Raw genomic sequence first — 14,874 nt, 5'->3', positions numbered from 1 at the left:
AAATTTATGTATATATAAATTTGATTATAAGTTAAATAATCATCTTCTAAAAGCTTAGAAACTAATTTTTTTCATTATCTCTTCTTTTCTTTTTATTAAAGATTGATCTGATGTGTCAACTATATATTCTTCGTACAGGTTATTTAAACTCCTGAAGACCTCTCTTAGTTCGATATTATTATCAATACATTGATCTACCAAAGAGTCATCACAAACAAATTTTTCAATAACATTTATTTTAGAATAGTTACTTAAATGTGGATTATCACAAGCATATAACAAGAAGCCCATTTTTAAATTCAAGAATTTGGATTTCTTTACATACTCTATAACTTTATTATATTGCATATCCACATCATAACATTCAATGTATTCCTCAAATTTTTCTCTAATAATAGATATATCATCTACTAATTGAGTAAAAACCCAGTCGTAAATATACTCTGGAATACAAACTCTATCTTCATAAGATAACTCAAAAATATTTGGAATTTGGCTTATTAAAAAAGCTAATTCAGCAGAAATAAAATCACTGATTTTTTTAAATACTTTATCATTAGATTTCATGTACATATCATCTAGTATTTGTATCATATACACTTGTATATCCAACAAAAAAGGATTTTTTATAAATAACTTCTCTAACTCACCTAATTTTAAAATAGGATCCGAAATGCATAGTATTTGATTTAATTCTACTAAATCAGATGAAGTACTAGTTTCTATGGTTTCCTCATACAAATCATTATAATAAAGAGTATTCCACAAGATTTTTCTGGATTGGACTAGCAATGTAAATAAATCATCTTGATTATCTTTACAAAATGCTAACCTATCAAGTAATTCAGATCTAGCATACTCTTTAACACTAGTAAAATCGTCTATTGCTAACTCTTTAGAACTAAGGTCTTGCTCTTCTATTTCACTCTCAACATATTGTGTCTTGACTAAATCTCTGTCTTCTTGCTCTTGTCTTTGCCTTTCTAAAGCCTCTTCTTGTTCTTGCTTTAGCTTTTCCTGTTCTTGTCTTTGCCTTTCTAAAGCCTCTTCTTGCTCTTGCTTTAGCCTTTCTTGCTCTTTTTGAGCTAATACAGTTTTTTGTTCTTGAATTCTTTTTTCATTCTCTAAAGTCTTCTTTGCATTAAGAAACCAATCATAAATTTGTAATAATGCTAAATTGTCATCATCTGCATGAAACTCATTAAACCAATTAATCACATCTTGTTTAGCTTGATCTACTCGATCTAAATCTTTTAATTGCAAATCTTGAGGGTTTCTATCTCGATAATCTGCTATGAACTTTACCATCCATGTTATCAAGTTTATTCGAGATTTTTTCCTTTTCCCATATGGCATAATAGCATCTTTTTCTTGAGTCAAAATGTTAGAAAACATATATAAACCAGCAAGTAGTCCACCTACTTTATATTTCTGATATAGTGCTACTATTATATAAGTGATAATTTTAAGATGCTTGCCTTGTGTAGTTAAAACCACCTTCCCATTTTCAATAATTAATTGCCAATCAGGTGTTTCAGGTACTACATTTTGTAACTTCTGTATCTCATTTTCAATAGCTTCAAATTCTTGACTATATTGAACCTCTGATATATCTAAAGGCTCAATACTATTTGTAACATCGACTATATAATTTTCTAAAAAACCTAACATTTTTCTCTCTTAAAACTTACATTGTAAATTTTCTAAGCTTCCTAAACTATTTATACTACCTTTACCTTTTGTAGATATTTTATATGTTGCGAAACTCTTATTAAACTTGATAGTATAAGTATCATCTTTTTGATTATATTCAAAATGCGATAAGAAGTTTATCAATCCCCAAGGTCCAGTATAAACATTTTTGACATCTTCTTTATTTTTATAATGCCATATTATTTGTACTGTACCACTAGTACTACTATCTTTTGCTGGCCAATAAAAATCTTGCTGATATTGAGGACCATTGAAATAACCATATTTTTTATTATCATATATAATATCGACTCCAGATAAGTCACTTGAAAGGAGTACTGGCGTTAGTCCAACTGTCATATTTAACTTATCTTCTGACGAATTAGTATTGTTATTTTTTGTTAACGCATTTAGCTGTGAAATCACATTAATTTGTTTAAATAAATGCTTATCAAAAGGAAACTTAACATTATTAATTTCTTTAATGGTTAACAAACCAGATTTATCTTTTATAGCAAATGGTAAAACATTATTATTTATATAATTCATCAAATCACTAGACTTAGACATAAGCTGTTTATATTCATTTAGACCTAACTCATCTTTTGAATTTGCAAAAGGATAATTTGATGCTAAATTACTAGAGCAAAACTGTGAAAGTTCATTATTCCATAAATCCGTATCATAGATAGCACCAGCATCAAACATGCTATAAGTGAAACTACTCAAATAGCTATCAACTAAGAATGTCATTGATGTAGGTAACTCTTTAACCATTTCCTTAAGTCCTATTAAAGAATCCTGTTTGTTTGTAGCTATTAATTCAGATACAACAAAAGCTTGTTCTTGATTCGTACTTGAATTGCTGCTCATTATCATAACTAACTTTTCGAGTAAACTAATCTTTTCGTTAAGCTGATCAACTCTATATCTATTATTAACAAAGTTAGCCAGAGAAGATATCATTTTCTTATCACTACCATTTGTTGATGAAACCACATCTGAAGTTAAGTTAGTTTTCAACTGGGTAAATATTTGATCAAAAACAGATATATAGCTATTATTTCTACTATCATTATACTTTTGCTGGAAATTTGTCTTCCTGAATTTGATACTTTTCAAGGCGTCAACCCATACACTCGCATAATCATTCCAGTAAAGATCAAATATTTTTGATTTTGCTTTTGTCGCATCAAATTTGGATTTTTGATCTATTGAATCAAAAACCCACTGGTCTTTCTCAGCTATTTCTAGTTCTTTAACTAAGTTTTCTTTTGAATAATTCTGCCATCCATCTACAGTATAAACATAATTAATACTTATAGGTTTTTCAAATAAATTCACATACTGTAGACCGCCTATTATTACAGGCCTATAGTTTGCTTTTTGCTCTATATTTTTTTGTTTAAACTGTTCATAAGCTCTATAAACATAAATATCACCACCCAACACATTCTTTGCTTTTTCTATCAAAGAGTTATCTAGTTTACTATGTAGAGCATCTGATGGTAGTAAAAGTAAATCATCTAAATAAACCTCTAGTGAATTTAACGTCTCACTATCATTATCATATAAGTTTTTCCAGTAACTATCTAAATTATCTTTTATAAATTTAGTATTCATATGTTGTGTTTTATCAAACATCACATACATCATTAACCAGTTATATAAAGTTTGCATTTTTTGAGCTTTATCAACAGTCTCATTATCACCAGTATTTGAGATTTTATCCATTAAAGATTGAATATTATTCTTGATTTCTTGTAAAATGTATGGCCTAAATACTTCTTTCAACTCTATATTATACTGCTCATTTAATGCCTTGTCTGTTAGCGTAGGAAAACTAAAACCAAAATGATGCCAGCTTGCAAATTTTGTATTTCTTAGTTTTGCTAAATATTCTAACTTTTGCATACGTTCCCAATAGCTTGGAGTATATAAAGGGGCTCCTATTATAGGCTGTAAAGTATTATTGGTATGTTTAACTTCTGCTAAATAGTATGATGCTTGTGTATATCCTGTTATCCAAGACAATACCAAGCCAACAGCAGTAATACCTGAAATAGAATAAACATAGTTTTTATGTTTTGATAGAAAGTGGACAGTATTATCAATAAATGTTGCTTTTCTACCCTCTTTTAATATGACATCTTTCATTATATTTTTTAAGAAATAGATATCAGATCTAGCTTTATCAAAATGATGTATTTTATTTGTACTAACCGCAGTAAAATAAACACCTCTCAAATATAAACTCTTTGTGTAGTTATTTTCATATACAGCATCTGCTAATAAAGAGTTTAACTTTTCACATAGATATGTAAAGTATCTGACAAAATAAAATGCTCTATCATTATCTATATTTGAATTTTTCTTTCTAATACTAGAGAAAACATTTTCATTGATATTATTAACTATATTATTAAACTGATCATCAAGCCAATCAAGTGGTTCTGAAGTATTTGAAGATGGTAATGTTACTCCTAAAATATTATTTGTAACATCAAAACTTTTAGGATCGAAGTATTCTACAAATCCAGGTACTTTATCCATATTAGTTAAAAAAATATATATAGGAATATTCCTAATACCACTGTTATATATCTTTTTTAAAATAATTTTATATTTATTAAAATCTCTTTCTAATTCATTAGGTGTCTCAGTAATGAGACGCTCAGCATTTATATTTAAAATTAATCCATCTAATGGCTTAAGACGACGATTTCTTTTGATTAAGTCTATAACACTATCAAATAGACTTGTTTCCTCGACTCTAGAAACTTCTGTTAGTTTAGAATTTATATCTATGAAAGTTACATCTGGTGAACTATACCAATCGAAAGTTGGCTTATTTGATTTTGCGCTAGTTTCACTGTATTTTGAATTAAAATGTATATTGCAGTTTTTAACTATAGTGGTTTTTCCACTATCAGATAATCCAAGTGTCAGAAACCATGGTGATTTGTATAATCCTCGCCCTCTAAAAAATTTAATATTTTTTGTCTGTAAATAAATAAGTTCTCTTAAGGCTTCTGAGAACTTAGATAAATAACCATTATATTCTTGATCTGCATTATTAAAATTAATTTTATAATCTTTATGTGCTTTAATTACATAAAAAGTAATAAAGTATATACAGGTCAAAAATAATTTAACTACCTCACTAGCAAAAAGATCGTAGCTAGATAATTTAAAAAAAGGTAATAATATCCATATAATAATTAAAGCACTAGCATGGCTTATTATCGTTTTTGAAACTAAATCTCGCTTCATTTATTTACCTCATTAGAGTTATCAATGTTATCAAACACATGTAGCTTTTTAAAAGTTTCAAAACTAAACTTGTCATCTAAGCTACTGGTTTTTAATATGTATTCTGCTAAAACAGTTTTGTCATTATAGATTTTAAATATATTAACGCCTTTCTCATCATTGTAGCTAATATTACCTTTTTCCAAAAATTTAAATAGTCCCCATTCACCATCAAAATTTATCATATTTGTTTCATTATCTTTTGATGTATAGCTTATCGTAACAGGAGACTTACTAACATTAGTAGTTGGCCAGTCAATAATAAAATCTTCTTGAGGCCCATTAGCGTAGCTATATGATTTATTTGCATAATTTATAGTCAGCACAGATAAATTTTTAGCCAAAAACTCAGGTGTTAAAAATAATTTAAAACCAACACCATCATTAGAGAAAAACATATTTTCTATCATATTAAATGAATTAATCATTTCCAAAAAGTTCTTATCATAAGCAAATGGTTCGCCATAATATTTTTTCCAAACATAACCGTTAGAATTAGAGCTTTTCTCAATAAGTGATGACATATTTTCTTTTATGAACTTTTGCATGACACCGCCTTTTTTAAAGAACTCTATAAAAGACTTTGTTGAACTCTCTTTATGTGATTCTAATTTTATTGGATACCTATCTTTTAGATAGCTATTGTAATATGTTAATGGTCCTTTCTGCCAACGCATATTTATTTCTTTTATTGCCATATCATTTAAGACTCTCGTTGTAATATTTACAAGTTGAGATGTCCATTTTTTTACAGGCTGTGGAGCATTATTGCCCATCTCCCATAAACTTGCAAGATTTTTAAATATAGCCGAATCCTTTTTGTTTTGCACTAATAAAAATGCATCTAAATCAGGCTGACTAGATAATGATATTACCACAAGAGAATTGCGAATATCTCCCAACTCACCTGCTATCATAGATATGGTTCCTGAGCCTTTAGATGAATCATTTTCACTAGCTTGAGACTTTTTATATTCAGCAAGAGACTTAATAAGTCCTCTATAACTTGTAGTTACTATGTTTCTATTATTACCACTTAGTCCAACTTTACTAGATATATCTTCTACGCTTATAAAATTAGTATTTTGTGTAATCTTCTTAAGCACTGCGATGATCGAATTATTTTCTACAGTTAAACTATTTAAAAGCTTTATAAGTGTGCTAATACTCGTAGTTCTTTGAATATTAATATCATCTAATGCCTTATTCCATACTTCTAAATAATCATTCCAATATAAAATATCCATATTAGATTTTAAAGAAACTAAAGATAATCTATCAAAGCTATCTTCATCTGATAAAACCCACATACTTTTTGCAGCCTGTTTTAAATATTCAACCTGATTTTTAAGATAAATATCATAGTACCCTCTTTTGGTGTATAAAGCTGGCAATTTGACTACTTTATTATCAAATACCAGGCTTGTGTTTAAATCTCCCGAGTCTCCCAATAAAATATATTCATCATTATCTACTAGTGCCTTATCCTTCAACATTTGATATGCTAAAACATAAGTTGAGCTTGATCTTAAAATATTTCTAGCCTCAAATAATAAAGATTTGTTCAATTTAATAGTATCTGGAAAACCAGAAATAATAACTGCTTTTAACAACTCTTCTTTATCAGAAAGATCTTGTGCTGATATTTGTTGCTTTTTCCACATAGTATAAATATTTCTAGTGAAAGAAGTTTCATTAAAATGCTCTTTATTTACTAGCATTAAGTATGTTGCTAGCCATATATTCAAATGCTCAATTTGTTTTGAGTTAGCTGTATTATTTTTAGGTATATCATTTATCGCTTGTCTAAGTTGATTCTCAATATCACTTTGCAGATCTGGTATGAACTTAATTTGCACAAGCCTTTGATATATTTTTAATATATCGGTAATAAGAGTTCTATTATAATATAGTCCATACAATGAAAGATTATGCTCATAGTTTATTTGTTTAGCAAATTCAATTGCAGCATTATTAGGTCCTATATTAGAGTGTAGCGCTTTATTATATTTAGAGTCCACACTGTTAAATAAGTTTATATAAGATAAGGAGCTTTTAATCCAGATAAAAGACAATACAAAGCCACATGATAGTAAAGCAGCAGATTTACTATAGTCTCTATATTTTAACTTTTTGATATAAGTAGTATTTTCACCAAAGTTATAAACTTCTTTTAAGATAATCTTTTTAAATATATTGTCTAAAAAATAAACCCTTTGGTCCATTGATTTTTTCACCTTACTCAAGGTTTGCATGCGCATAAAATCAAAGCATGTATCAGAATTTTTATAACTGACAAAATAAAAACCTCTAACTAATATTTTCTCTTGAATTTTGTTATCAAAGAATCTATCTAGACTAGATTCTATAGTATCCAAACAGAAAAGTACTTGCTTAGAAAAAGTAATTATATTAATTACTTTTTCCGTAGGTTGCGTATTATCACATTTAGTAATAATATTTTCATTTAAACTATCAAAAAACTCTTGAAACTTTTCTCTTATTCTTCTGAAGCTAATAGATTCACTCTCAGATAAAGTAACTCCTAAGGGGTCATATTTAAGCTTATCTGAAGCTACAGAAAAATAATCTTCAAATCCAGATATAACCTCCATACCTGTAAAGGTAACATATACAGGTATTTTGATATGAAATTTCTTATTTATTTTTTCCAAATATTTTCTTAATTCAAAAATTTCTGTTTGGATTTTTTTCTGATACAACGATATAGCATCTTTTGACTCAAATATCTTATCTAAGCTAACAACATAAATGATACCATTAATCGGATAGTGCTTGTCCATTGCATAAATATGTTGAAATAATCCATAGAAGTTTTTGAGATTAAATAAAGCTATTAACGCTTTATCTACAGACATATTCCACGATAACTCTGAACTATTAAACTTATCTACAACAGATATAGAATCATTTGTAACACTACTACTCTTAGAGGTATGTCTCATAAGAGCTTCTATACATTCTTTATTATTTCCAAGAATCGTATATACCGGAGTATTAATCTTACTTATCTTTTTTCTTTTCTTTAATAATAAAGATAGTTTTTTTAACTCTTCTCTTACCTTATAACTTGTTAAATTAAGAGCTTTAGTTTTTTTATTCTTTCTTTTTGCGAGAAATACAACAAAAGATGAAAAGCTTAATAGATTTTTCTTATGTAATACATATATTAATATAACAACTATAAGAAATAATGTTGTGAATAGCTTAGCATTTGTTGATTTTAAAATAGAAAACCCAAATAATGAAATACCTGGGATAACTAACCAAATAAATAATATTAAAATACAAAATATAGCAAGAAATAAGAACCATCGAGTTCTTACAAACTTACTCAAAGCTAAAGGAACTTTTCTAAAAAGATTAGTCATATAGATCTATCTCCAAATGCCTTGCTACTCGTTGACTGTATCTTTAGAAACAGGCGGAACAGACGGTGATGACTCATATGATGATATAAGCTGATTTTTAGTATTATCAATATCTTTCAAAACAGGTTGCTCTGCTTGATTTATAAAGAATGAGAGGCCTATATATATAACTAAAAGTATAGCTAAAATAACTCCAAAAAAGATAGAAAAAGTATGCTTATATTTTATTGGAGCTTTTGGCTCATAATCTGTCTGCCAGTGTTTTGCAATAGAAGCATCATCATGTAGATCTCTATATTGACATATAACATCGTATGACTCTCTCTTAAGCCTATCTAACATAAGCTTCCCATTCGTCTTACTAGAGAACTGTCCTTTAAACCCAAGGCATAAACATATATAAATAAGCTCAAACACTTCTATATATTCAGATATATTATCTAAACAAAATAATCTGATTTTGAAAAACGTTTCTCCACCCCAAGACTCATTAAAGTTACTACTTAGCATAGATTGCTGAGACCAGTGTATATTTTGCCCATATTCTGTAGCTAAAATTGCCTCATCTATGAAAGCACATAAAATATACTTAGCGCTTTTAAGAAGATTATCACCTATACCATCCTGTTGACATCTAATTGTAAACTTTGTCAATCCATCTGATAGAATCATTTTTAATTTATCAACACTAAAATCTATGGAGTGATTAATTACTTGATAATGTGTAGCAAAGATTTCACTTGCATATTTCATAAGGCTATTTGGACCAAACATATACTCCTGTTTCGAAACCTTTTGAAACAAGCTCTCGCTAGTTATTTCTCTAACTTGCTCCTGTTTTACTTCCCCAAAATTACGCTGAGTTATTTCGTCATTATCAGCTAATGGCATGAATATAGTTTTATCATCATCATTATTGGCATACATAATAATACTTACCTCTTTGTTGCCCATAGTTGCATATCAATTTGCGAAAATTTTCTTGTTAGGTATATAGACATTATCTTCGATTCATATATTGATTTCCAAAAATCAGAATTTTTATCTAATTCAAAATAGACATAATCTGACATAAATGGTATTTGTTTTGGTGAAGAAGCCATTGATACTACTTTGATACCCGGTAACTGTTTTGATACAACATTTGATATCTGGCTTTTTGATGCTATCTTTATAATTTTAGGAAATGTAAGAGCAAGTTGATCTTTTGGCATTTCAGTTTTACATGCTATAACAAAGCTCCATTCTGAAATATTTGTTAAATCGATGCTCTCCACATTTGCAATATACAAAGCATATTTCTCAAAATAACTAAGAGGTATTCTAATAGCTCGCTCTTCAAAAACGCATGCAAATGCTTCTTTTAAATCTTCAGATAATATTGAGAAAATTTCTGTAAGATCTTCATGTTTATATTTAATATACTCATTGTATCCTTTATCTTCATGAGTAAAGGTTCGTAGCTCTGAACTAAACTGTAATAAAACTTTAAAAAGTTCTTCTGGATGTACTCTACTACTGTTATAAATATGCTCTACAATAGGAATATATCTATTTAATAGTTGTACAAACAGCATCTCGATGAGACCTGCCGTCCCATATTCATCGACATTTTTAAGACGCTGCATGATTTGTTTTTTTCTTTGCTGTGCTAACATAAAAACATTTTTTAAAATATTTTTAAGTCTGTTACTAGCAAAAATATTTAATAATGGTGGAATATAAGCTTTGTCTAATAATACTGTTTTATTAGGACTTACAGAGCTTATTTTAGCTACTGGTAACAGAATAAATTCTTGGAAATTAGAAGTATCTATAATCAAATACATATTTAGTTTTAATATAGATAGCTCTATTGATTTCTCAGCTCCCATCATAGCATCACTAACTGTCTGATTTGACATATAGTATCGCTCTGTAGTAGCGTTCAATTTAGTTTCAGAAAATAAACGTGCATTTTGAGGAATAGGTGATACAGCCAAATATACAGTTTTATTGACACAAGTTTCGTCAAGTTGTAATGAGATTTCATCGCCATCAATTTCTGGGATATTGATTATTGTACCATCTGGTAATATAGCCTCACACTTTGTAATAGAAATAATCCCTTGCTCTAACTTAGCTTCATCCACTTCAATGCTCTTTAGACCGTAATTGTATCTACCACTTCTAACTAACTCTTGCTGAGCCGATTCAAAAAGAGTGTCTTGTAATTGAAAATGCTGTTGAGAAACTGTCAGTCCAGAGAACCATGCTACTCTTTTCATATATAAACTATCCTAATTTTATTCTTTAAGTTTAACCCCGTAGCTTGTTAACTTAAGCTTATACGTTTTTGGCAACCAATGACTTTCTACAGGTACTATTTGTTTCCAATCTAAGTTAATATTTCTATAGCCGGCTGCTATACCGATATACTTAGCATCTTCATCTGTAGATATGTATATTTCCTTTTGCTCACCTGGTTGTAACACATAGGTTTCTCTAGATATAACTGATCCTTTCAAGCCATTCTCACTATTAATTTGAGAAAAATTGGCAGAATCAAATGCCAGTTTATCCTTAAGTTGAAATACATAGATCATTATAGAAGAAGGAGTACCCTGCAAGTTAGGATTTATATCATTAGTTGTATCTGCATCAAGATATACAGTTGAACATGAGTCTAAGAATAGAGATAAAATTAAAGTAGTAGCAACACATAACAAACTTCTTTTTTTCATTATTCCACCTATACAATTAATTTTGGTTATATTTTTCTGATATATATTCTTTTATATTTTTCTTCTTCTGTTTTTCTGATGTGCCAAGCATTTGAGTATATTTAACTTTATGCTTTGACCAGCATTTACTGGCAAGTGTGCCGGGTAAAACTCTTCCTGTTTGTGTAACTTCTTTTTCGATCTGATCAGGGTCAAAAGACTCAACCATAAGCTCAACTACTTCTCGAGTTGAATTATCTATTTTTTTGAAATGAGAAATTACTTCACTAATAGATTCCCCTACTGCTTGTCTTGCTGGCATTATCTGATTATTCATATCAAAAAACACTGTTTCTAAGGCTTGCTTTGCAGACATACTCATTTTGAAAGGGTTTTTGACTTGAGAAGTAAACATTGTTAAGTCGCTATCCAGTTTGTTTTTAGCATTGTTTCTTTCCATCATCAACCGAATTAAACCATCTACTGAATATGAGAGTATATCAATGACATCTGAATAAACTTTATCTCTATTAATCTGTGAAATCACATTATAAGACAGTCCAAGTTTTTGACAGAGCATCTCAAGAAATTTGTCATCTCCTTTAAAGCTTTCTTGTTGTATACTTTTTTGTCGTTGCTGATTTATAACTTGTACATCTACCTCTTTGTCTATTTTTCTAGGCTGTTCTAAGCCCTCAGGCTTGAAATTTGCTGTTTGTAAAGGTTCTTGTATAGTTTCTTTTAAAGTAAAAGATTGCTCTTTTTCTTTTATTGCAGAAAAATCAAACTCCTGATCAGATTCCTTTATATCCACTATATGTGAATAATCTTCTAAGTTTTCATCTTCATTATTTTTTTCTATAGTTTGAGGAGCGTCAATACTTTTTTTATTTAGATCATCAATTATAAAATCCGACTCAATTCTTAATTGTTCAAAAGGATCTCTTGACTGATGAATTGCTTGATTTTTAGAGTCTTCAAATGGAAGATGATTGTTATCTGCAAGGTTTAATTCATTTAGAAATGCAAGCGAGTCATTATCATCCTGAACTTTATTGTCATCGATAATATGTTTAATATCAGTGTGAGCATCATTTTTTAAGATATTCGCAACAACTAACTTATATAGACCTAACTCTAATATATCACCCTGTTTTATTTTAGTTGGTAGATTTCTCTCTAACTTTAAACCGTTAAGCTTAGTTCCATTAGTACTAATATCTGTAACAAAGAACTCTCCATATTGAGATTCTAAAAGCATATGCTTGCCTGAAATTTTTCTAGTATGATCATTTAGTGACCACAAACAGTCTTTTGATCTACCTATATAACCCCCAAGTTCAGAAAAAGTCTTTTGATTCTCGACATCTCCATACTCAGCTTTTATATCTTGTAAGTTACCTATTCTTAAAGTTAGCATAATTTACCTTTATTTACATATCTACTAAATAAATACAACATCAATAATACATGCTGTCATATTATCTCTACCCACATTAGCCAAAGCTTCTTTAATCATCATATCACAGGTCACCCGAGGAGCCTCGCTTCTTGATAAAATAGCCTCTAAGTCAGTATCAGTTAACTCTTTATTTATACCATCTGAACAAAGAAGAAACCTTTCGCTTTTTTTGAGGACTAACCTGTGCTCATCAACAACAACATCTTCTTCTCCGCCAACGACTCTAGCAAGAGCTTCCTTATATTGCTCTGCCATAGGATGAAATTCATCAACAAGTCCCTTCTGTTTTAAGGAATTAAAGACTGTATGATCGATAGTAACTTGAGACAACTGGTTAAACTCAGGGTCAAATCGGTATATTCTACTATCTCCAACCCATAATATCGCAACTTTATTGCCTCTCATTATAAGAGCAACAATAGTAGTACCACATTTCACAGAGCTTCCAACTTTTTTTGCATAATAAAAAAGTTCTGTGTTCTTTTTTCTGATAAAAGCTTTTATGAAATCAACGGTTTGATCAAAACCCACTATATTGTCAGGTAACATAATTTTTTGAGTTACAAGTCCACTAGCATACTCACCATTATGATGCCCTCCCATTCCATCGGCAACTATCCATACTCCAATTTCTGGTTGAGCCAAAAAAGCATCTTGATTAACAGCTCGTTTGTTCCCTACATGAGTTTTTGCGTTAGAAATTATTTTAAGAGACTTACCCATAACTATGTTCTCTTCCTAACTTTTTTTACATTTAAAACCATTTTTTTTCGTAAAAGCTCTATTTATATAATTAAACAAATGATAACAATTTTATAAATAGTTATCATCAAGAAAAATATAAAATAAAAGATTTAAATTAGCTAGCGTTTGTAGTGTCTAGGTGACCACTAACATTAATCACTTTATCATCGTAAGTGATATCTTGGAACTTCATTTTTACAATAATATGACCACGACCTTTTTCATCTGGATTTCTTTGATCACCTTGTTCTAATTTAAGATCTGTAACGATACCATCTTTGAAAGTAGACATCATTGTGGTTTTATTTGAACCACCTGTTGCAGCCCTATCGACCTCAACAACATCCATTTCTTTGATGTTATCTTTACCTGCCATTACGTTTAACAATAGCGCTGGGATACTGTGGTACATAGGAACTTTAACCCATACTATTGATTCTAGAGCTGCTTGCGAATGATCTGCAGCACCAAAGCTATCATTATGAGGTTGATGAAACTCATAACCCCAGTCAAAAGTTAAACAATAGTCTTCAGTCAAAGGGCTTGTAGTATTACTATTACGTCCTGCAACATCTTTTGATCCTGTTTTTTGAGTAATTGTACCAAAATTTCCTGAATCAATTTTTACATAAACTGGCATTTTAATTTATCTCCTGGTTTAATTTATTTTTCACATAGCATTAGAGTAAAGATAAAAATCCTCAATGCTATAATTCGATTGTAGACAAATTATTTTTCCTTTTCTAGCCTTTTGAATTTTTTTTACAAGTATTTTCACAGCATCATTTTATCTTTTATAATCAAACCTAAAGATTTACATTATATTTTTGCAGACATACAATTAATCAAAACTAGTGTAGATTATTTTTAAGTATTAAGACTATGTCCTATCAAAAAGAAGAATTTAAAAAAAATGTAATAACTTTGTCTAATGAAAATAATGCCCATAATATATATGAAATAACTAGCATTAAAAATGATATATTCACTCTTAAAGATAAAAAAGAAAATTTCCAAGAAGCTGAGTTAGCTGCTTCTTGTATAATTGTACCTAAAGTTGGTGATATCGTCCTTTGTATAGAGCATGATAGTCAACTATATATAACTTTTGTTATTAAAAGTTATAGTTTAGAGCCTAAAGAATATAATTTAAAAGGTATAGTAAAAGCTGGACTAGATGAAAGTTATATCAAAATTGATCCTCAAAGTATTAATCTACAGACAAATAAAATCAATTTGGTATCTCAAGTTATTTCAACAATGGCTAATATTGGTAAATGGATAATCAACGGAATAAGCATTAAGGCAGAATCAATTCATCAAAAAACCCAAAATCATAATATTGAATGTAATCAAACATTAAATATATCTGCAAAAAACAAGAAAACAATCATAAAAGAGTTAGATTCTCAAATAGCTGATACAACTCTACAAAATAGTAAGCAAATAAACATTACCACAGATAAACTGAATATAAATAGTTAATCTAAAGTTTCTTAGTACGTCAAACTCAATATAAAAAATTAAACTACAATTAACCAAAATATTTGATTAATAATTCAGATAAGTA

General features: G+C 29.1%; 10 protein-coding genes. 1 reads left to right on the top strand and 9 read right to left on the bottom strand.

Features of this window, described 5'->3' with window-relative positions; genetic code table 11:
- Positions 1–54: 54 nt before the first annotated feature.
- The 9 genes from F0R75_RS03455 to F0R75_RS03415 all read right to left on the bottom strand — a co-directional run bounded on the left by F0R75_RS03455 (position 55) and on the right by F0R75_RS03415 (position 13,944).
- Complete coding sequence (locus tag F0R75_RS03455; protein WP_149368324.1) at positions 55–1,671, bottom strand: type VI secretion system ImpA family N-terminal domain-containing protein; 1,617 nt, start codon at positions 1,669–1,671, stop codon at positions 55–57.
- 9 nt (positions 1,672–1,680) lie between these two features.
- On the bottom strand, positions 1,681–4,965 hold the full coding sequence (locus tag F0R75_RS03450) for a type VI secretion protein IcmF/TssM N-terminal domain-containing protein (protein WP_149368325.1): 3,285 nt from the start codon (positions 4,963–4,965) through the stop codon (positions 1,681–1,683).
- Entirely contained in the window at positions 4,962–8,396 is a 3,435-nt protein-coding gene (locus F0R75_RS03445) for an ImcF-related family protein (protein WP_149377202.1), read from the bottom strand. Before F0R75_RS03445 ends, F0R75_RS03450 begins: the two co-directional genes overlap by 4 nt.
- A 24-nt stretch (positions 8,397–8,420) precedes the next feature.
- Entirely contained in the window at positions 8,421–9,350 is a 930-nt protein-coding gene (gene icmH, locus F0R75_RS03440) for a type IVB secretion system protein IcmH/DotU (RefSeq protein WP_149368328.1), read from the bottom strand.
- Positions 9,332–10,663 (bottom strand): type VI secretion system baseplate subunit TssK, encoded by a 1,332-nt coding sequence (tssK, locus tag F0R75_RS03435; RefSeq protein ID WP_149368329.1) that lies wholly within the window; start codon positions 10,661–10,663, stop codon positions 9,332–9,334. The genes icmH and tssK overlap by 19 nt, the downstream gene beginning before the upstream one ends.
- A gap of 18 nt (positions 10,664–10,681) precedes the next feature.
- Positions 10,682–11,119, bottom strand: a complete 438-nt coding sequence (gene tssJ, locus F0R75_RS03430) for a type VI secretion system lipoprotein TssJ (protein WP_149368330.1) — start codon at positions 11,117–11,119, stop codon at positions 10,682–10,684.
- A gap of 16 nt (positions 11,120–11,135) precedes the next feature.
- Positions 11,136–12,518 carry a type VI secretion system-associated FHA domain protein TagH gene (tagH, locus tag F0R75_RS03425; RefSeq protein ID WP_149368331.1) on the bottom strand — a complete coding sequence of 461 codons (1,383 nt, stop codon included), beginning with the start codon at positions 12,516–12,518 and terminating at the stop codon, positions 11,136–11,138.
- Positions 12,519–12,542: 24 nt separating this feature from the next.
- The gene (locus tag F0R75_RS03420; protein ID WP_149377201.1) at positions 12,543–13,283 is read right to left on the bottom strand and encodes a PP2C family protein-serine/threonine phosphatase; all 741 of its coding nucleotides are present in this window, start codon (positions 13,281–13,283) and stop codon (positions 12,543–12,545) included.
- A gap of 136 nt (positions 13,284–13,419) precedes the next feature.
- A complete protein-coding gene (locus tag F0R75_RS03415; RefSeq protein ID WP_146421469.1) occupies positions 13,420–13,944 on the bottom strand; it encodes a hypothetical protein in 525 nt (174 codons plus the stop codon).
- Positions 13,945–14,186: 242 nt separating this feature from the next.
- On the opposite strand from F0R75_RS03415, the gene F0R75_RS03410 reads away from it, so the two are divergent.
- Entirely contained in the window at positions 14,187–14,789 is a 603-nt protein-coding gene (locus F0R75_RS03410; RefSeq protein ID WP_146421470.1) for a DUF3540 domain-containing protein, read from the top strand.
- Positions 14,790–14,874 lie beyond the last annotated feature (85 nt).

The organism is Francisella marina, from assembly GCF_008369785.1.
Lineage (GTDB): Bacteria > Pseudomonadota > Gammaproteobacteria > Francisellales > Francisellaceae > Francisella > Francisella salimarina.
This window is presented reverse-complemented; position numbering and strand designations above follow the sequence as displayed.